This is a genomic window from uncultured Maribacter sp. (assembly GCF_963974015.1).
In the GTDB taxonomy this organism is placed as follows: Bacteria; Bacteroidota; Bacteroidia; order Flavobacteriales; family Flavobacteriaceae; genus Maribacter.
Map to the genome: position 1 here is coordinate 949,491 of NZ_CAXBBZ010000001.1, position 17,658 is coordinate 967,148.

Consider the following 17,658-nt stretch of genomic DNA (forward strand, 5'->3'; position numbering starts at 1 on the left):
CACAGTAAAGCTATTCGGGTTATCTTATAAAGTTATGTTCTTTATCACATTAAACGAACTATTTTCGGTGGTAACGTTTCTTTTTCACTTCTATTATAGGTATTTGCAGTACTTCGTCACCTAAAAGGGCGAAAATTTCACAATTATCGCACGGTTCTAGTGTATAAGTGCCCGTAAATTCCCCAAATGCCGGTAGTATCATTTGATGGTCCTTTTTATAAAAGCATGGTAGTCTTACAGATTGTCTTCCCAAACCTCTTAAGCGAATTGCTGGGTGTATATGTCCCGAAAAATTAAATAGACCATCCCGTTCTTCTGGGTGATGCGTTAATAGAAAAGACTCTAAAATAAGCTCAGGTATTACTGTTATATGCAATCCCTCATATTTAAGCGGAGAGATAATATCATGGTTACCGCTTACCAAAATAATTTCTGCATTGGTTGATTGTACCCAATCTTCAAACAAAGTCCATTCTATATTTAGGGTAGAATGGAATAGATCGCCTAAAAAAAGAACTGTTTTGGGTTCAAAGTGTTCCACTACCGAGGTCAAAGCATCAAAATTTTGCTGTACCGCTTGTTGTGGTACGGCAGCGCCATATTTTCTAAAATGTGAAACCTTGCCCAAATGAACATCACTGATTAACAGCATTGATTGCCCTTTCCAGAATAATGCGCCAGAGAAGTGCATTTCAAACGATTGTTCATGAAGAGAAATCAAATGGGTCATGAATGCAAAATTACCTATTTCTTCATCAATAAAGCCGCCATTTTTTTAATACGGTCAGCCAATTTTTCACTTGATAATTTTTCGCGACTCATACGGTCCGTTATTAACGGAAATGAAAAAGGTGTAGGCTTTGCACACTCTTTCCAAACGATATCTTGTGTAGCAATACGTTCTAAAGATAATCGTAAACGACCTTCTTCCAATTGATGTTCAAAAGTTTCGGTAAAGGCTTGTTGAAACAATAAATTATCTGGTTCATAATCTCTAAATACATCGAACAGTAATTGAGAACTGCTTTGTAAATGCTTCATTTTAATGCCTTTCTTTGGGTAGCCGGTAAAAACCATGCCGCTGATGATAGCAACATCTCTAAACCTTCTGCGTGCCATTTCTGTTGCATTTAGACTTTTTTGCAAATCATCTGACATGAAATCTGTGGTAAACAAATCATTATCCAGAACTTGTTGAATATCTATTGGTTGGTCAGATAACAGTTCAAAACCATAATCATTGAATGCTAGTGAGAAAGTGATCGGCGAAAGCAAGCTAATGCGATAACCCAATAAACTGCCCATAGCCTCGTGGACAAATCTACCTTCAAAAGGATAAAATAGGTGATGATAGCCATCACGGGTCTTAAAAGTTTCGATTAAAAACTCTGACGGTTTCGGTACTATACTGTCTCTTCGTTGCCGCTCAAAAAGCGGTGCCAATGCTCTTATTTCTGCAGATTGATTTTTTAGAGTTTCGCCGGAGCTATACAGCTCATTTCTCAGTAATTCTGACATCTGTGCCGATAGGGTTAGGCGACTACCCATCCAACTAGAAATTTTATTGGTTTTTTTATTGGAGTTCCGTACTTGTACTGTCATTTCCTTAATGCGGATGAATTCTAAGTTTCTGCCTGCAAAAGTGAACACATCACCTTTATTCAATTTAGATATAAAGAATTCTTCAATAGAACCAATGTAGCCCCCTTTCTGATATTTCACAGCTAAATTGACATCACCCACAATGGTGCCGATCTGAAATCGGTGCCTCATTGACACACCACGATTATTCACTTTGAATTTACCATCATCTTCTATTTCTACTTTTTTGTATTCATCATAGCTCTGCAGACTTTGGCTCCCCATGACCAAAAAGTTCAGCAACCATTGCCATTTATCTTCAGTAAGGGCTTGGTAGCAGAAAGTCTTTTTAACCTCTTTATAGATTTCCTTTGGGTAGAATCCGTCTGAAATTGCCAAGGTGGTCAAATATTGCAAAAGCACATCGTAACTGTTGAGGTAGGGCATGCGATCTTCAACCGTGTTCTGTTTTACCGCTTTTTGTAATGCAGACGCTTCTATCAATTCTATGGCATGTGTGGGTAAAAAATAAATAACACTTTCCTTTCCTGGACTGTGGCCACTGCGACCTGCACGTTGTAGAAAACGGGCAACCCCTTTTGGTCCCCCAATTTGTATAACAGTTTCTACTGGGGCAAAATCGACCCCCAGATCTAAACTTGAGGTGCACACTACTGCTTTTAAACTTTCATTTCTAATAGCATTTTCTACCCAAACCCTGGTTTCTTTATTTATGCTACCATGGTGCATTGCCATTTCACCGGCATATTCAGGGTGTTTTTCCAATATTTTCTGAAACCAAATTTCACATTGGCTCCGCGTATTAGTGAACAGTAGAGTGGTTTTACTAGAATTGATTATGGGGATAACATCTTCTAGCAAATGAAGCCCCAAATGACCACGCCATGGAAAGGTTTCCATTTTTTTTGGAATGATACTTTTGACGGTAATCTTTTTGTTGAGATCGGCTTTTATAAGAACGGAGTTGTCCAAAGCATGTGATTCAATTCCTAATAAAACATCTCGAGCCTGTTCCAAATTACCTATGGTTGCAGATATCCCCCATATTCTTAAATGTGGAGAAACATTTTTTAATCGGGACAGGGCAAGCTCCATTTGTACACCTCGTTTAGTACCTAGAATTTCATGCCACTCATCAACAACAATAGCGGTGCAATCTTTAAAAATTTTATCATAACCAGTAGTTGCCAGTAATAGCTGTAAACTTTCTGGTGTGGTGATCAACAAATCTGGCATTTGTTTTTTTTGTTGTGCCCGCTCTTTGGTAGAAGTATCTCCCGAGCGAATACCAACGGTCATTTGTGTACCTAGATCCAGTGTAATACGTTCTGCCGACTGTTTTATTTCTTGAGATAGTGCACGTAGTGGAGTAATCCAAATAGCTTTTAAACCCTTTTTGTGTTTGGTCTTGTAATCTGGATTGTTTTTAATGTAATTTAAAACTATGGGAAACCAGAGCGCGTAAGTTTTTCCACTGCCTGTTGGGGCATTTAATAGCCCGTTTTTACCCTGTAGAAAAGCCTTCCAAGTGTCTTTTTGGAATTTAAAAGGTTTCCAATTTTGTTCTTGGAACCAATTTTTAGCGATATCGTAGAGTTTTTCTCTGTTCATTAGGGGATTAATAATTTTAAATCCTCAAGAGTATTCGCTTCATGAATATTTTTATCCTTTCTCCATCGTAACATTCTTGGGAAACGGGTAGCGATGCCACTTTTATGTCGTTTTGATAAAGCGATACCTTCAAAAGCAATTTCAAAAACATGGTAAGGAGTAACGCTACGTACGGGACCAAATCGTTCTAAGGTGTTTTTTTTAATCCAGGCATCCAGCTTTCCAAATTCCGTATCCGTTAATCCAGAATAAGCTTTAGCAAATGTGACTAATTCTTTTTCACCTTCCTCGTTTTCATTCCAAAGGGCGAAGGTGTAATCGGTAAAAAGATTACTTCTTCTTCCGTGACCTCTCATGGCGTAGGTGAGTACCGCATCTATGGTTAATGGGTCTACTTTCCATTTCCACCAGTCGCCTTTTTTTCGTCCTACCAAGTACGGCGAATCCTTTCTTTTCAACATAAGTCCTTCACTATGCATTTCACGAGAACGGTCTCTTTCCTGCGCTAATTCATCCCAAGAACTAAAATGCATTGCTTCAGATAAGTAAAGTGGAATATCAATTTGGCTTCCCTCTATAACCTTGTTTTGATTATTTTCATTGGTTACCATTTTAAATAATTCCTCCAAAATTTCTCTACGTTCAATAAAAGGGAGTTTTCTTATGTCCTTTCCTTTCCATTCTAAAACATCATAGGCTTTTAAAATAACGGGTACTTTTTTTAATAATGCCGCGGATATAGTTTTTCTGCCAATACGGGTCTGTAGATCGTTAAACGCGCCAATGTTTCCTTTAGGGAAAGGAAGTATTTCGCCGTCTATGACCGTACCATTTGGTATAGTGCCAATAAATTTTTCAAATTCGGGATATTTGTCGGTTACCAATTCTTCGCCGCGGCTCCAAACAAATAATTCATCATTTCTTAAGATTACTTGCGAACGTATACCATCCCATTTATGCTCTGCTGACCATTCTTGAATGTCACCTAAATCTGAAGCTTCCCCTTCTATAGCATACGCTAGGTAAAAAGGATAGGGTTTAGAGAGATAGTCACTTTCATTTTTTTCAAGTACAAGCTGTTGAAAAGTGATGGTGTTCGGGTCCCAATTACCCATTAATTTGTAGGCCAAAATATCTTCATCTATTTCAGTGGCTTTTGCCAAAGCACGGGTCATTAATTTTTGACTGACTCCAATTCTAAATCCGCCAGTGATTAATTTTATGAAAACAAAGCGTTCGTAATAATTGAGAACTTTCCAGTTTTCATAGATATAGGTTTTTTTATCATTATCGGTCTTCTTTTTTAAGGCAATCATTTCCTCTAAAAATATGGTCAGACTTTTATTTGAAGATTGATTAGCCGTAGGTATGACCAAGGCAATAGTTTCTGCCAAATCACCTACAATGTGATAGCTCTCTTCAAATAACCATAAAGGAATTTGTGCTAATTCTGATGCCCAAGTTCTAAGAAGGGTCGAATTAACCGGTCGTGGTGGCCTGCGGTGAGAGAGTATGGCAATTGTCCATACTTTATCGGCATCGTTAGCTTTAAGAAAGTAATCGGTCAATGCCTGTACCTTAATCGTAGTTTTGTTGGTACTGTCCAATATTTTTATGAGGAGTGCAAAATTTTTCATGCTGTAGCGGTAGATTTTGAAGCTAAGGCAGCTTCTGTTTCTTCCTCCCCATATTGTGTTGCCTCGGTTCGGGCATCATAACCTTGCTCACGTAGATATTTTGAAAATATATCCGTATATCCATGTGTGCAAATTATCTTCTCAGCTCTAGTAGCTTCAATACTCTCTAAAAGTCCGGGCCAATCGCAATGATCGCTAAGTACAAAGCCTTTATCTATGGCCCTACGTCTACGGGCACCTCTAAAAGTCATCCATCCACTAGCTGACGCGGTTACGTATGGGACCATTTTTCTAATCCAAGTACTACCATGAGCACTTGGTGGTGCCAATACTATATTTCCTAACAGTTGTTCTTTTTTAGTTTCCTTGGTGATGAGTGTTGTTTTCGGAAAATCTACATATGGTCTCAATACTTCGGTCATATTTTCTATAGCGCCATGTGTATATATTTCTCCAATGTCTGTATTCAGGTATTTCAATAATCGCTGTGCTTTGCCTAAACTATAGCCAAAGAGTATGGATGTTTTGCCCTCGGCTCTATTTTCTGCCCACCAATTATTTATATTCTCAAAAACTTCAACTTGTGGCGTCCATTTAAAAGCTGGTAATCCGAAAGTACATTCGGTGATAAACGTATCGCATTTAATGGGTTCATAGGGAGTTGAAATTCCGTCATTTTCCGTTTTGTAATCACCGGTAAATACCCAGACCTCACCTTTGTGTTCTACACGTATTTGAGAAGATCCAATTATATGACCTGCTGGATGTAGACTAAATTTTATATTGTTAATGGTAAAAGATTCTCCCCAATCTTTTCCTACCACATTGATTTCACCTAATCGATGTGAAATAATGGGAACATTTCTATGGTGTGTAATGTACTGTTTATGTCCATACCGACTATGGTCGGCATGGCCGTGAGAAATGATGGCTTTGTCAACAGGTTTCCAAGGATCGAGGTAAATTTGGGCCTTTTCACAGTATATGCCATTACTAGTAAATTGTAAAAGGGGTGATTTCATAGCCTACGAAAGTTACAATTTTTTGAAAACAACAAACTTGTGCCAGATGTAAACTTTGACCTCTAAAAAAATTATATTTGCTCAATAATTAAAAAATAAGATATGTCTTTTGCAGATTTATATACAAGTGGTGAGCATAGAAGAAATTTAGCCCATTTTGCCGCTTTAGCAACTTTAGCGTCCATTGACGGTGAACTAAGTATTGAAGAAAAAAATATGTTAGATCGTTTCGCAACTAAATTGGACATTACCAAATCAGAATTTGAGGAGGTAATGAAAAAGGAAAATAAATACCCGATAGATGCTTCCCACGATGCAGAAAAGCGTTTAGAAAGGCTTTTTGACTTCTTTCGTATTATTTATACAGATCATGGAATAGATAATGAGGAAATGATTTTGGTCAAAAAATATGCCATTGGAATGGGCTTTACAGGTGAAAAAGCTGATAAAGTTATTGAGCGTTCTATTGAAATTTTTGGTGGTAAAATAGATTTTGACGATTATCTATACCTTGTTAATCACTAACGTACCAAAAGAAAGAAAATAAAAAAAGGGAGCATTTTGCTCCCTTTTTTTATTGATATTTATTTAAAAATTCTTGAAGTTTTTCAACCATATTGCGGCTTCCGCAGAAGAACGGAACGCGCTGGTGCAATTCAGTGGGTTCAATATCCATAATACGATTTACTCCTCCAATTGCAAGGCCATTCGCTTGTTCGGCTATAAAGGCCATTGGGTTGCATTCATATAACAGCCTAAGTTTGCCACTTTGGGTTATGCTACTTTTCGGGTACATGTAAATACCACCTTTTATCATGTTCCTATGAAAATCCGAAACTAGCGAACCAATATATCTAGACGTGTAAGGTCTATCGCCTTCTTCCATCTGACAGTATTTAATATAGTCTTTTACACCTTTATGAAAATGGACATAATTACCTTCATTTACAGAATAGATAGTACCATCTTCTGGAAATTTCATGTTGGGGTGCGACAGGTAAAAAGTACCCAAGGCAGGGTTTAAAGTAAAACCATTTACGCCGTCACCGGTCGTATAGACCAACATTGTTGAAGTGCCGTATACAATATATCCTGCAGCGACTTGTTTATTGCCGGGTTGTAAAAAGTCTTCTATGGTAACAGGCGTGCCAACAGGCGTAATCCTTCTATATATAGAGAAAATAGTCCCAACAGACACATTAACATCAATATTCGAAGACCCATCTAAAGGGTCGATAAGTACAACATATTTGTTCTGATGATTATCATCATTACTGTTGATGCTTATGAAACTATCTTCTTCCTCTGATGCAATGCCGCAAACAATTTCGCGATTTTTTAAGGTTTGAATAAATTTTTCATTCGCAAATAAATCTAATTTTTGCTGATCCTCTCCTTGAATATTAGTCTCGCCGACCCCACCTAATATGTCAATTAAACCAGCTTTACTTACTTCATGATTTACAACTTTCGCTGCTAATCTAATGGCATTGATGAGTTTTGAAAGTTCTCCTGAAGAATATTGAAAAGAATCTTGATTTTCAATGATAAACTCTCCAAGGGTTTGATTTTTTTTAGGTAACATTCTTTGGTTTATAGTTATATACAAATATCCGATATTTTGTTAAACGTTCAAGTTTGGTTTTAATTTCATTTTTTAAATTTATAACTTTGTGTTTTATTTGTAACAATTATGGAATATACAATCAGAACTGCCCAAAAAGGAGATATGAAGCAAGTACTTCAATTGATTCATGAATTAGCCACTTTTGAAAAGGAAGAAAATGCGGTAGAAATTAGTGAGCAAAATCTTATGGAAGATGGTTTTGGTAAGCATAAGTTGTTTCATTGCTTTGTTGCTGAAAAGGAAGAAAAGGTTGTGGGTATGGCATTGGTCTATCCAAGGTATTCTACATGGAAAGGACCTGTTATTCATTTAGAAGACTTAATCGTAACCAAAGAAATGCGTGGTACCGGTTTAGGTACTGCACTTTTAGACGAAGTAGTAAAATATGGGAATGACTTGGGTGTTAAGAGAATTAGCTGGGAGGTAATAGACTGGAACGAACCTGCAATCGGATTTTATGAAAGTAAAGGAGCGAACGTAATGCGAGATTGGGATGTGGTACAGTTAGATGAAGTAGGTATAAAAAATTATTTAAACGCAATAGCGTAAACAAAGACAGATTGATTTAAGACAAAAGAAGGCTATGAGGGTTTTTAAATTTGGTGGTGCATCGGTTAAAGATGCAGATGCAGTAAGAAATGTTGTTAAGGTTCTAAAAGAAGTAGGGTATGAAAATACTTTGCTAGTTGTTTCTGCCATGGGTAAGACCACAAATGCCATGGAAGATATAATAAACGCATATTTTAATGATAAAAAAGACATACCATCGAAGGTTGCAGAAATGGTAGATTACCACCTTGGTATAGTCTCTGAATTATTTCCAAATGCTCAACATTCGATCTACAAGGATATTAAAGTTCTAGTTGATGAAATAAATGGTTTTCTCGTATGGAACAAATCACCTAATTACAATTTTGTATATGATCAAGTAGTAGGGTATGGTGAATTGATTTCAACTACAATTATTAGCGCATATTTTAAAGAAATCGGCATCTCAAATAATTGGTTAGATGTAAGAAACTTCATAAAAACAGATAGTAGTTATAGAGATACCACCGTGAATTGGGAACGTACACAAGAGAATGTGACCAAAATAGACAAGAAAGTTTTAAATATAACTCAAGGGTTTTTGGGTAGTGATGATAATAATTTCACGACTACCTTAGGCCGAGAAGGTTCAGATTATACGGCAGCAATTTTGGCGTTTTGTTTAAATGCAGACTCTGTAACTATTTGGAAAGATGTACCTGGTGTTTTAAATGCCGACCCGCGGTATTTTAAAGAAACACAATTATTGAACAATATCTCGTACAGAGAAGCAATAGAATTAGCTTTTTACGGGGCGTCGGTAATTCACCCAAAAACATTGCAGCCATTACAAAGAAAAGAAATTCCATTACACGTGAAATCGTTTATAAACCCTACGAATAAAGGAACAACTGTTGGTAAGGGTGTTGGTATTGAGCCAAAGGTTCCGTGTTTCATTGTTAAAAAGAATCAAGTTTTAATAAAATTATCTTCGCTGGATTTTTCATTTATAGTAGAGGATAGTATCAGCGAACTTTTCAAGTTATTTCATCAGCATAAGATTAAAGTAGATCTCATTCAGAACTCTGCTATTAGTTTTTCGGTTTGTATAGATAATAAGTTTGGAGGTTTAGATGCGATGCTTCAGCAATTGAAAAGTAAGTTTAAGGTAGCCTATCATGAGAATGTATCCTTATATACTATTCGTCATTTTGATACCCAATCATTAGAATCATTACAGAATGGTAATGAGTTGCTTTTAGAGCAACGAGGAACAGAAACCGTGCAGCTAGTTGTAAAGTAATTACCTTTTAATTTCACCTTGTTTAAAAGCGAAGCTACTACTGCTATTTTCCTATATTTACAGTCTAATTGAGGATGATATATGGGTTTAGTTACAGCTAAAGAAGTTGCCAAGGCTATTAATCTAACCAAATATGGGGTATTCGGTACTTTTATCGGTTGGGTTTTATTAAAGGTAACCCGATTATCTGGCATCAATAGGTATTATGATTCAATTGCTCATTTAGAAGGCGAAGCCTATGCTGATGCCATATTAGAGCATTTTGAAATTGACTACGAAATACCTGAAGAAGACTATAGAAGATTGCCAAAAGAAGGGCCATATGTTACCATTAGCAATCATCCTTTAGGTGCTATTGATGGTATTTTACTTTTTAAGTTAATGGTGAAGCAACGGCCTGATTATAAGATAATGGCTAATTTTCTGTTACAAAGGATGGTGCCATTAGAGCCTTTTATTTTGCCGGTAAATCCTTTTACCGACCATAAAGACGCAAGAAGCAGTATCGCAGGCTTTAAGAATACACTTCAACATTTAAAAGATGGTCATGTATTGGGCGTTTTCCCTGCTGGTGAGGTATCTACTATTAAAGAAGGTAAAATGATGGTTGATAAACCTTGGGAGGAGGCCGTCATAAAATTGATTAGAAAGTCAGATGTGCCAGTAGTACCTATATATTTTCATGCAAAGAATAGTGGGCTGTTTTATCGTATCGCCAAATTGGGCGATTCATTACGAACCGCAATGATCCCTTCTCAAGTTTTTACTCAAAGAAATAGGCCTATTAAAGTTAGAATAGGACAGCCAATTTCTGTCGCTACCCAAAAGGAGCAAGAAAGTTTAGAAGAATATACAGATTTGCTACGGCGCAAGACCTATATCTTATCGAATGCATATGAAAAAGAACGTTTAATAGACCAAATACCAACTTCTCTTAAACTTCCTAAGCAACCTAAGAAAATAGCTACAGCTGTTCGGAAAGAGGTAATGGAAGGTGAGATTGAGAAGCTTAGGGAAAAAGATTGTCGTTTATTGCAAAGCAAGAATTACGAAGTGTTTTTAGCTAAGGAAAAGGATATGCCTTTTATCTTAAAGGAAATAGGAAGACAGCGAGAAGTTACTTTTAGAGCTATTGGTGAAGGTACCAATAAGGCGATAGATTTAGATAGTTTCGATTCGTACTACCACCATTTATTTCTTTGGGATGATGAGGCGAAATGTATTGTCGGCGCATACAGAATGGGAATGGGTTCTGAAATTTTTCCACAATATGGTATTGACGGATTCTACGTTCAAGATTTGTTTAGAGTTGAACCAGAATTATATGATATGATGGAACATTCTATAGAAATGGGTAGAGCATATATCACAAAAGAATATCAACAAAAACCAATGCCCTTATTTCTACTTTGGAAAGGCATTGTACATACTACCTTAAGATTTCCTGAGCATAAATACCTAATTGGTGGGGTAAGTATAAGTAATCAGTTTTCAAATTTCTCGAAATCATTGATGATCGAGTTTATGAAATCTAATTACTGGGATCCGTATGTGGCGCAGTATATACGGCCAAAAAAAGAATTTAAGGTAAAACTTAATGATGCCGATAAAGAGTTTGTATTTGATGAAACTCAGGCAGATTTAAATAAGTTCGACCGATTGATTGATGAGGTGGAGCCAGGTAATTTGAGGTTGCCTGTATTAATTAAAAAATACATTAAACAAAACGCAAGGGTAGTTGCTTTTAATGTTGATCCTCTTTTTAACAATTCTGTTGATGGTTTAATGTATATTAAGATTGCAGATTTACCTGAAAGTACCGTTAAACCGGTAATGGAAGAATTTCAGGCTGAATTGGAACGTAGACTTCAAGAAGCTCAAAATCATGAGAAGGAGTAATTTAATCTACACCGACCAAGCTACTTCTTCGTTCAAAAAGCACATTGTCGATCCATGTTCCATTTAATTTTCCAACACGTTCACGTGTACCTATTCGTCTAAAGCCTACAGCTTCGTGCACCTTAATACTGCCATGGTTGGTAGGGAAGATTCCTGATTGTAATGTCCAAATGCCATCTTGCTCACTAGCATCTATTAAATGCTTTAACAATAATTTACCGATACCTTTGCCTCTACTTGCTTTTGAAATGTAAACACTGACTTCTGCGACCCCACCATATACGCATCTGTTAGAAACAGGTGAAAGTGCCACCCAACCCAAGATGGTATTGGAAATTTCAGCTACGAGCCTACACGAGTTCATATGTGCTTTGTCCCATGTTTCAAAGGAGGGAACGGTAGTTTCAAATGTTGCGAAACCGGTAGCGATACCTTCTTTGTAAATACCAGCAACGGAGTCCCAATCTGTTGCTGACATTTTTCTAATAGTTATCTTATTCATAGCGGTGTTGATTAGCAGCAACCACTGCCTGGTGCGCATGAAGATTCCATAACTTCTACAGTTTCAGGCACGCCACAAGTTTCTTTAGCCTTGCAATCTGTTTTTTCGACTCCTAAATGGAAAAGTAAATTATTATCCTTAATTTGATAGGATAAAACAAATAACTGAGCAGTATGAAATAAGGCGTTGCTGTATTCGAATTTAACTTCAACATCTTTTACCATAGGCTTTATTTTATCTACCCTATTTAATATAGATAATGCCTTCTCTGCTAACATGTAGTCTCTTTTTCCTAGTTCTTCCGGACTTTCCCAAAGTTGAATAATAGTTTCTTTCCAAAAATCTGTACCTGCGCCACAATCAACAGAATCAATAGTAATGTTTTTTACTTCGGTAATATGGTAATTTGCACCAACCAATAAACCAGGTGCATATTCAAATACTAAACTTTTATCTGTGTGTTCCTTTAATAAGGCTAGAAATTCATTTGTTTTCATGTTTTGAAATTTTGATTAACAACAATTGCTTTTGGTTGTATTGAAGAAGGAGTTAAGAAGGGCCTGTATTTCTGTCCATTTCGCTAGATTAATACAATAACAAACCTTCTTACCTTCGATTTCTCCTTTTATAAGATCAATACTCTTTAGTTCTTTTAAATGCTGTGAAATGGTTGGCTGTGCCAGTCCTATTTCATCAACGATGTCATTACAAATACAAGAGTCTTGCTGACTTATATATTGTAAGATGGCAATACGAGCAGGATTAGATAATACCTTAAAAATGACTGCCAATTCGTTTTGCTCTATATTAAATATTTGTGTTTTAGTAACGCCCATATCATATTTATATATTGCAATATTACGATAATAAATTAAATAATAAAAGCCGGATATAATTTTACCCGACTTATTTTTTTATAGACTTTTAAACCAATCTTGAAAATACTCCCCAACTACAGGAGTTGGAACTTTTTTTTCATTAGCGGCATTAATTACACTCATTACTATGAGTACTACACATATTAAAAACGCAAAACACCCTACGATAGGTATCCAACTAAGTACGAGGGCAAGAAGCCAAATACCCAAAGTTTGCCTTATATAATAGCTACCTAGCTCAGTTTTGTTGCTACTGTTCATAATTATAGCAACTATCCACCCGATCAAAGTAATATGAGCAATTATTGCCACAGTTTTACCGCTATCAGGGTTGTTGGTGTCAAAGGTTTTTTTTACATCATCTGAAAATTCCTTTGCAGATTCTTTAGCTTTGTCAAAAGCATCTTCGGCCATATCTCCTAAATCTCTATTCTCGTCTGACATTTTAGTTGTTATTTGGTGGTTAATGTTAATGATAAATGTAGCAAATATTTGAACATCATAAAAATGCTTTATCAATAGGTTCCCAAAGTTCAATCTTATTACCATCGGGATCTAGTATCCAGCCAAATTTTCCATATTCAAATTCCTGAATATCACCGACTACCGTAACACCTTCTTCTTTTAAAACTTGTATTAATTCTACTAAATTTTCGACCCTAAAATTCATCATATAAGTAGATGTGCTAGGCTCAAAATACGTAGTGTCATCCTTCATCGGACTCCATTGTGTAGAGCAGTCATTACCCTCTTTGTCTTTCCACCAAAAAGTACTCCCATATTGGTCGGTATTTAGTCCTAAATGTTTATTATACCAATCTTTTACCTTGCTAGGGTCTTTTGTTTTAAAAAAGAAGCCTCCTAATCCTGTAACTCTTTTTTTCATGATTACGCTATTTTATATGCTTCGAAGTATTTTATTTCTTTACATTTTTCTCACATAAGGTAATCCATTCCTTAGTTGTCATCTTTGTGCATAATTCTGCAATTAGTTTATAAGGAATATCATTTAGGTTTTTGAACCGAATACAACTTTTACCCATGTTAAGTTTTAGGGTACTATGTTTCGGATATTCGGCAACAAACCATTCTAGTAAATTAGTGTTGGCATAAATGCCAGAATGGTATAGAGCTACAAAATTCTTTTGTGAAGCTACGTTGATGAATGGTAATGGTAATTCTGGATTTACGTGATATCCGGCCGGATACAAAGAGTGCGGTACAACATAACCCAGCATACCATAGCTCAATTGTTCTTCAAAACCTTGAGGTAAATTTTGTTTTATCACAGCACGTATTTTTTCAATTACTTCACGACGTTCTTGAGGTAGTTGGTCAATATAGTCGTTAGGTGAATTGGCGATATATTTCATTTTAAACTATAAATTTTGCTTTTATTTTATTGACTATAGTTTGGGCCAATTTTATTTTGCTTTCAACCGTCCAACCTGCTACATGTGGTGATAGTATTACTTGGTCTGAGTCTATTAAATATTGAAATGCATCAGGTAAACTATTCTCTGAAAACATATTTTCGAAAGAAGCTTTTTCATATTCCAAAACATCTAACCCTGCACCTAGAACCTTACCAGATTTCAAGGCTTCCACTAAATCTGAGGTTATAATACATTTTCCTCTAGCGGTATTTATAATCCAAATAGGATTTTGAAACTTTTCTAGAAATTCAGAGTTAATCATTCCGATTGTCAATTCTGTTTGAGGTACATGTAGACTTACTACATCAACACGGTTTTGAAATTCCATAATACCAACTTGACGTGCATTTTCATCTTCTACGCCGCCTTGTATATCATAACAGATAACCTCTTCAACATCAAAACCTATTAGTTTTTTCGCAAAAGCTTTGCCCATATTGCCATAGCCAATAATACCAACTACTTTACCTTCTAATTCTAAACCCCTATTGCCTTCGCGGTCCCATTTTCCAATTCTAACTTCTCGGTCCGCTGAATTTAACTTATTAAATAGAGACAATAACATACCCATGGCATGCTCACCTACTGCATTTCGATTGCCTTCTGGTGCTGCAGCAAGAAATATACCTCGTGATTTGGCGTATTTTGTGTCAATATTTTCAAGTCCTGCACCTAATCGACCAATAAATTTAAGGTTCTTCGCCTTATCTAAAAATTCAGAGTCTATAGTAAATCGACTACGAATAATTAAACCATCGTACTGCTCAATTTTGTTTTCGATTTCTTTTTTAGAGGAGATGTAATCTTCATCGTTCTGAAAACCTAATTCAGAAAATTGTTCAATAATTAGTGGGTGGTTAATATCTACGTGTAATACTTTCATTTATTAGGGGATTATATTTTAGGATAAACGGTTTGTGTTAATTCAGTTTCAACCTTTCCCGTATGGTTTGTAGTTAATTTTTCAAATAATAAGACCTGAACCTCTTCATGGTTTTTTGTGCTTGGGCAATGCTCGACCCCTTTTGGAACGATAATTATTTCACCTTTGTTCACGACTTCGATGCGGTCTCTAAATTGCATATACAAAGTACCTTTTATAACATGAAATAGTTCATCTTCATTTTCATGGGCATGCCATACGAATTCCCCTTTTAACTTTGCCAACAATACTTGCATATTATCTACAATGCCAATTTGATGTGGATGCCAATAGGCATCGACCAACTCATATTTTTCTTTAAGATTTATGCTTTTCATTTTTTAGATTAAAAACTATGAATAATATAAATTCTTGATTTGACATAACAATACCTCATAACTGCTGTAAACCAATAGCGAGTGTTGTACAAAGTAAGATACGTAAAGTAGCGGTTTTCTAAAAACAAGAATCAGGGTTTATTAAATACCTAAAATGAGTTTAGCTATAGAAAAGTAAATTAGAATCCCAAAAATATCATTACTGGTGGTTATAAAAGGTCCTGTTGCTATTGCTGGGTCAATACCTCTTTTGTGAAGAAATAAAGGCACGAATGTACCGATAAACCCTGCAACGACGATTACGGCAATAAGTGAAATAGAGATTGCCAAAGAGGTTAAGAAGTCCCCTTTCCAGACCCAAGTAAATACTAACAAGAGACATGATAGAATAAACCCGTTTAATAGTGCCAGAAGCATTTCTTTAATTAATCGGTTACCTATGCTTCCTTTAATATCATCGTTTGCTAAACCCTGTACAATAATGGCACTAGATTGAACACCTACGTTCCCGGCCATTGCTGCTATCAAAGGTGTAAACAAGAACAAAACGGTATATTCTCTGAACATTTCTTCAAAACCACCCATAATTACAGCCGCCGCAGCACCTCCAAAAAGACCTAAAATCAACCATGGTAAACGTGCACGGGTAAGTTCCCAAATACTGGCGTCCGCTTCAACACCTTGCGATATACCAGCTGCCATTTGATAATCACGTTCGGCTTCTTCCTTAATAACATCAATAATATCATCAATGGTAATACGCCCTACAAGTCTGCCGATTTCATCAACTACGGGTATGGCTTCCAAATCGTACTTACTCATTATTCTAGCTACCTCTTCAGGATCTTCATTGACATTTACATAATCTACATTAGGTATAAAAACATCCTTTATGTGTGTTTTGGTCGATGTGGTCAATAAATCTTTTAACGATAAACGTCCCTTTAGTTTATCCTCATCATCTACAACATAAATAGAATGAACACGAGTTACGTTTTCGGCTTGTGCCCGCATTTCTTTAACACAGGTCAGTACGTTCCAATTTTCGTTAACCTTTACAAGCTCTTTCGCCATAAGACCACCTGCAGAATTTTCTGCATAGCGTAATAAATCAACAATGTCTTTGGCATGTTCGCGATCCTCTATTTTAGAGATAACGTCTTGTACTTGCTCTTTGGGTAGTTCACCAATAATATCAGCCGCGTCATCAGTATCAAGCTCGTCTAATTCGCTTGCAATTTCTTTCGAGGAAAGGTTGCCCAATATCGCCTCACGAACATCTTCATCTAACTCTGTAAGAATATCAGAGGTTTTATCGCTATCTAATAATTTAATGAGGTAGGTAGCCTCATCATCATCAAGTTCATTTATGATTTCTGCAATATCTGCATAATGCACATCTGCAAGCATAGCATTTAGTCCAGCATCATTTTTATTTTCAATGTGCTGTTCTATTTCAGTAACAAGTTCTTCTGTAAGTTTAAAGGGTATCATCCGCTATTTTCTTCGTCAATGAAATAAAGTCCGCTACGGCCAATTGTTCTGGCCTTAGGTCAAATATAGTATCTTCTTTAAGAATATCTGATAGTGCAAATGTTTTTAAACTATTACGTAAAGTCTTTCTACGTTGGTTAAAAGCTGTTTTTACAACTCTATGAAACAGTTGCTCATCACAAGAAAGTTCAAAGTCTTTTTTACGTGTTAGGCGTAATACGCCCGATTGTACTTTTGGCGGTGGGTCGAATACATCTGGTTGTACCGTAAAAAGATATTCTGCGTCATAAAATGCTTGAACCAAAACTGATAGAATGCCATAAGCCTTGCTACCTTCTTTAGAACAAATACGTTGGGCCACTTCTTTTTGAAACATGCCGGAGAATTCTGGAACTTGATCTCTCAATTCTAGCATTTTAAAAACAATTTGAGTGGAAATATTATATGGAAAGTTCCCTGTAATACCAAATTGCTCTGTGCCAAATAAAGTTGAAATATCAAAATTCAAGAAATCGGCCTCAATGACCTTAAAAGAGCCATCACCTTCAAATGCCTTCGGATGCTCTGATGGAAAGATTTCATTTAGATATTTAATAGACTCGGAATCTAAATCCATCGCTATTAAATTGCTGTTTCGTAGAAGTAGGTATTTGGTTAAAACCCCTGTGCCAGGACCTATTTCTATAACATTATGATATTCTTTTTGTAAAAGTGTATCGGCAATTTGTTCGGCAATATCTTCATCTTTTAAAAAATGCTGACCTAAGTATTTCTTGGCTTTTACAGGTCCTTTCTCTTGATGCTTTTTATGAACATACCCATCACTTTTATTCTTTTTCCTTTTCGTTCCCATATTATG

19 protein-coding genes are annotated in these 17,658 nt (G+C 36.1%); 4 read left to right on the forward strand and 15 right to left on the reverse strand.

Annotation, left to right across the window (positions count from 1 at the left end; all coding sequences use genetic code 11):
- Positions 1–58: 58 nt before the first annotated feature.
- The 4 genes from pdeM to AACZ41_RS04165 are packed head-to-tail and all read right to left on the reverse strand — an operon-like array spanning position 59 to position 5,872.
- Positions 59–730, reverse strand: coding sequence for a ligase-associated DNA damage response endonuclease PdeM (gene pdeM, locus AACZ41_RS04150; protein WP_339626829.1), 672 nt, complete (start codon positions 728–730; stop codon positions 59–61).
- 14 nt (positions 731–744) lie between these two features.
- Positions 745–3,213: a ligase-associated DNA damage response DEXH box helicase gene (locus AACZ41_RS04155; protein WP_339626831.1), complete on the reverse strand. Its 2,469-nt coding sequence runs from the start codon at positions 3,211–3,213 to the stop codon at positions 745–747.
- Positions 3,213–4,850, reverse strand: coding sequence for an ATP-dependent DNA ligase (locus AACZ41_RS04160; RefSeq protein WP_339626834.1), 1,638 nt, complete (start codon positions 4,848–4,850; stop codon positions 3,213–3,215). The genes AACZ41_RS04155 and AACZ41_RS04160 overlap by 1 nt, the downstream gene beginning before the upstream one ends.
- The gene (locus AACZ41_RS04165; protein ID WP_339626836.1) at positions 4,847–5,872 is read right to left on the reverse strand and encodes a ligase-associated DNA damage response exonuclease; all 1,026 of its coding nucleotides are present in this window, start codon (positions 5,870–5,872) and stop codon (positions 4,847–4,849) included. The genes AACZ41_RS04160 and AACZ41_RS04165 overlap by 4 nt, the downstream gene beginning before the upstream one ends.
- Before the next feature lie 102 nt (positions 5,873–5,974).
- Here AACZ41_RS04165 and AACZ41_RS04170 point away from each other — a divergent pair, with 102 nt between their 5' ends.
- Complete coding sequence (locus tag AACZ41_RS04170) at positions 5,975–6,397, forward strand: TerB family tellurite resistance protein (RefSeq protein WP_339626838.1); 423 nt, start codon at positions 5,975–5,977, stop codon at positions 6,395–6,397.
- 49 nt (positions 6,398–6,446) lie between these two features.
- Here the strand turns inward: AACZ41_RS04170 and fbp are convergent, their stop codons facing one another.
- Entirely contained in the window at positions 6,447–7,457 is a 1,011-nt protein-coding gene (gene fbp / locus AACZ41_RS04175) for a class 1 fructose-bisphosphatase (RefSeq protein WP_339626840.1), read from the reverse strand.
- Between the two features lie 108 nt (positions 7,458–7,565).
- Here fbp and AACZ41_RS04180 point away from each other — a divergent pair, with 108 nt between their 5' ends.
- The 3 genes from AACZ41_RS04180 to AACZ41_RS04190 all read left to right on the forward strand — a co-directional run bounded on the left by AACZ41_RS04180 (position 7,566) and on the right by AACZ41_RS04190 (position 11,229).
- A complete protein-coding gene (locus AACZ41_RS04180; RefSeq protein WP_339626842.1) occupies positions 7,566–8,048 on the forward strand; it encodes a GNAT family N-acetyltransferase in 483 nt (160 codons plus the stop codon).
- A gap of 34 nt (positions 8,049–8,082) precedes the next feature.
- On the forward strand, positions 8,083–9,330 hold the full coding sequence (locus AACZ41_RS04185; RefSeq protein ID WP_339626844.1) for an aspartate kinase: 1,248 nt from the start codon (positions 8,083–8,085) through the stop codon (positions 9,328–9,330).
- A gap of 81 nt (positions 9,331–9,411) precedes the next feature.
- Positions 9,412–11,229 carry a lysophospholipid acyltransferase family protein gene (locus tag AACZ41_RS04190; protein ID WP_339626846.1) on the forward strand — a complete coding sequence of 606 codons (1,818 nt, stop codon included), beginning with the start codon at positions 9,412–9,414 and terminating at the stop codon, positions 11,227–11,229.
- Between the two features lies 1 nt (position 11,230).
- On the opposite strand, the gene AACZ41_RS04195 is transcribed toward AACZ41_RS04190, so the two are convergent.
- The 10 genes from AACZ41_RS04195 to rsmA all read right to left on the reverse strand — a co-directional run bounded on the left by AACZ41_RS04195 (position 11,231) and on the right by rsmA (position 17,652).
- Positions 11,231–11,731, reverse strand: coding sequence for an N-acetyltransferase family protein (locus AACZ41_RS04195; RefSeq protein WP_339626848.1), 501 nt, complete (start codon positions 11,729–11,731; stop codon positions 11,231–11,233).
- 11 nt (positions 11,732–11,742) lie between these two features.
- On the reverse strand, positions 11,743–12,228 hold the full coding sequence (locus tag AACZ41_RS04200; RefSeq protein ID WP_339626850.1) for a DUF6428 family protein: 486 nt from the start codon (positions 12,226–12,228) through the stop codon (positions 11,743–11,745).
- Positions 12,229–12,243: 15 nt separating this feature from the next.
- Entirely contained in the window at positions 12,244–12,567 is a 324-nt protein-coding gene (locus AACZ41_RS04205; protein WP_339626852.1) for a metalloregulator ArsR/SmtB family transcription factor, read from the reverse strand.
- 78 nt (positions 12,568–12,645) lie between these two features.
- Positions 12,646–13,053: a YtxH domain-containing protein gene (locus tag AACZ41_RS04210; RefSeq protein WP_339626854.1), complete on the reverse strand. Its 408-nt coding sequence runs from the start codon at positions 13,051–13,053 to the stop codon at positions 12,646–12,648.
- A 55-nt stretch (positions 13,054–13,108) separates the two neighbouring features.
- Positions 13,109–13,495: a VOC family protein gene (locus AACZ41_RS04215; protein ID WP_339626856.1), complete on the reverse strand. Its 387-nt coding sequence runs from the start codon at positions 13,493–13,495 to the stop codon at positions 13,109–13,111.
- A gap of 31 nt (positions 13,496–13,526) precedes the next feature.
- The gene (locus AACZ41_RS04220; RefSeq protein WP_339626858.1) at positions 13,527–13,982 is read right to left on the reverse strand and encodes a DUF1801 domain-containing protein; all 456 of its coding nucleotides are present in this window, start codon (positions 13,980–13,982) and stop codon (positions 13,527–13,529) included.
- 1 nt (position 13,983) lies between these two features.
- Positions 13,984–14,928 carry a 2-hydroxyacid dehydrogenase gene (locus AACZ41_RS04225; protein ID WP_339626860.1) on the reverse strand — a complete coding sequence of 315 codons (945 nt, stop codon included), beginning with the start codon at positions 14,926–14,928 and terminating at the stop codon, positions 13,984–13,986.
- An 11-nt stretch (positions 14,929–14,939) separates the two neighbouring features.
- Positions 14,940–15,305: a cupin domain-containing protein gene (locus AACZ41_RS04230; protein ID WP_339626862.1), complete on the reverse strand. Its 366-nt coding sequence runs from the start codon at positions 15,303–15,305 to the stop codon at positions 14,940–14,942.
- Positions 15,306–15,446: 141 nt separating this feature from the next.
- On the reverse strand, positions 15,447–16,799 hold the full coding sequence (gene mgtE, locus AACZ41_RS04235; protein WP_339626864.1) for a magnesium transporter: 1,353 nt from the start codon (positions 16,797–16,799) through the stop codon (positions 15,447–15,449).
- Positions 16,786–17,652 (reverse strand): 16S rRNA (adenine(1518)-N(6)/adenine(1519)-N(6))-dimethyltransferase RsmA, encoded by an 867-nt coding sequence (rsmA, locus tag AACZ41_RS04240; RefSeq protein WP_339626866.1) that lies wholly within the window; start codon positions 17,650–17,652, stop codon positions 16,786–16,788. The genes mgtE and rsmA overlap by 14 nt, the downstream gene beginning before the upstream one ends.
- Positions 17,653–17,658: the final 6 nt, after the last annotated feature.

What these genes read in the sequence shown, in the direction of transcription:
- mgtE (WP_339626864.1), bottom strand. Translation starts at nt 16,799, where the DNA reads ATGATACCCTTTAAACTTACAGAAGAACTTGTTACTGAAATAGAACAG.
- AACZ41_RS04195 (WP_339626848.1), bottom strand. Translation starts at nt 11,731, where the DNA reads ATGAATAAGATAACTATTAGAAAAATGTCAGCAACAGATTGGGACTCC.
- AACZ41_RS04180 (WP_339626842.1), top strand. Translation starts at nt 7,566, where the DNA reads ATGGAATATACAATCAGAACTGCCCAAAAAGGAGATATGAAGCAAGTA.
- AACZ41_RS04220 (WP_339626858.1), bottom strand. Translation starts at nt 13,982, where the DNA reads ATGAAATATATCGCCAATTCACCTAACGACTATATTGACCAACTACCT.
- AACZ41_RS04185 (WP_339626844.1), top strand. Translation starts at nt 8,083, where the DNA reads ATGAGGGTTTTTAAATTTGGTGGTGCATCGGTTAAAGATGCAGATGCA.
- AACZ41_RS04155 (WP_339626831.1), bottom strand. Translation starts at nt 3,213, where the DNA reads ATGAACAGAGAAAAACTCTACGATATCGCTAAAAATTGGTTCCAAGAA.
- AACZ41_RS04190 (WP_339626846.1), top strand. Translation starts at nt 9,412, where the DNA reads ATGGGTTTAGTTACAGCTAAAGAAGTTGCCAAGGCTATTAATCTAACC.
- rsmA (WP_339626866.1), bottom strand. Translation starts at nt 17,652, where the DNA reads ATGGGAACGAAAAGGAAAAAGAATAAAAGTGATGGGTATGTTCATAAA.
- pdeM (WP_339626829.1), bottom strand. Translation starts at nt 730, where the DNA reads ATGACCCATTTGATTTCTCTTCATGAACAATCGTTTGAAATGCACTTC.
- AACZ41_RS04215 (WP_339626856.1), bottom strand. Translation starts at nt 13,495, where the DNA reads ATGAAAAAAAGAGTTACAGGATTAGGAGGCTTCTTTTTTAAAACAAAA.
- AACZ41_RS04200 (WP_339626850.1), bottom strand. Translation starts at nt 12,228, where the DNA reads ATGAAAACAAATGAATTTCTAGCCTTATTAAAGGAACACACAGATAAA.
- AACZ41_RS04225 (WP_339626860.1), bottom strand. Translation starts at nt 14,928, where the DNA reads ATGAAAGTATTACACGTAGATATTAACCACCCACTAATTATTGAACAA.
- AACZ41_RS04170 (WP_339626838.1), top strand. Translation starts at nt 5,975, where the DNA reads ATGTCTTTTGCAGATTTATATACAAGTGGTGAGCATAGAAGAAATTTA.
- AACZ41_RS04160 (WP_339626834.1), bottom strand. Translation starts at nt 4,850, where the DNA reads ATGAAAAATTTTGCACTCCTCATAAAAATATTGGACAGTACCAACAAA.
- AACZ41_RS04205 (WP_339626852.1), bottom strand. Translation starts at nt 12,567, where the DNA reads ATGGGCGTTACTAAAACACAAATATTTAATATAGAGCAAAACGAATTG.
- fbp (WP_339626840.1), bottom strand. Translation starts at nt 7,457, where the DNA reads ATGTTACCTAAAAAAAATCAAACCCTTGGAGAGTTTATCATTGAAAAT.
- AACZ41_RS04230 (WP_339626862.1), bottom strand. Translation starts at nt 15,305, where the DNA reads ATGAAAAGCATAAATCTTAAAGAAAAATATGAGTTGGTCGATGCCTAT.
- AACZ41_RS04210 (WP_339626854.1), bottom strand. Translation starts at nt 13,053, where the DNA reads ATGTCAGACGAGAATAGAGATTTAGGAGATATGGCCGAAGATGCTTTT.
- AACZ41_RS04165 (WP_339626836.1), bottom strand. Translation starts at nt 5,872, where the DNA reads ATGAAATCACCCCTTTTACAATTTACTAGTAATGGCATATACTGTGAA.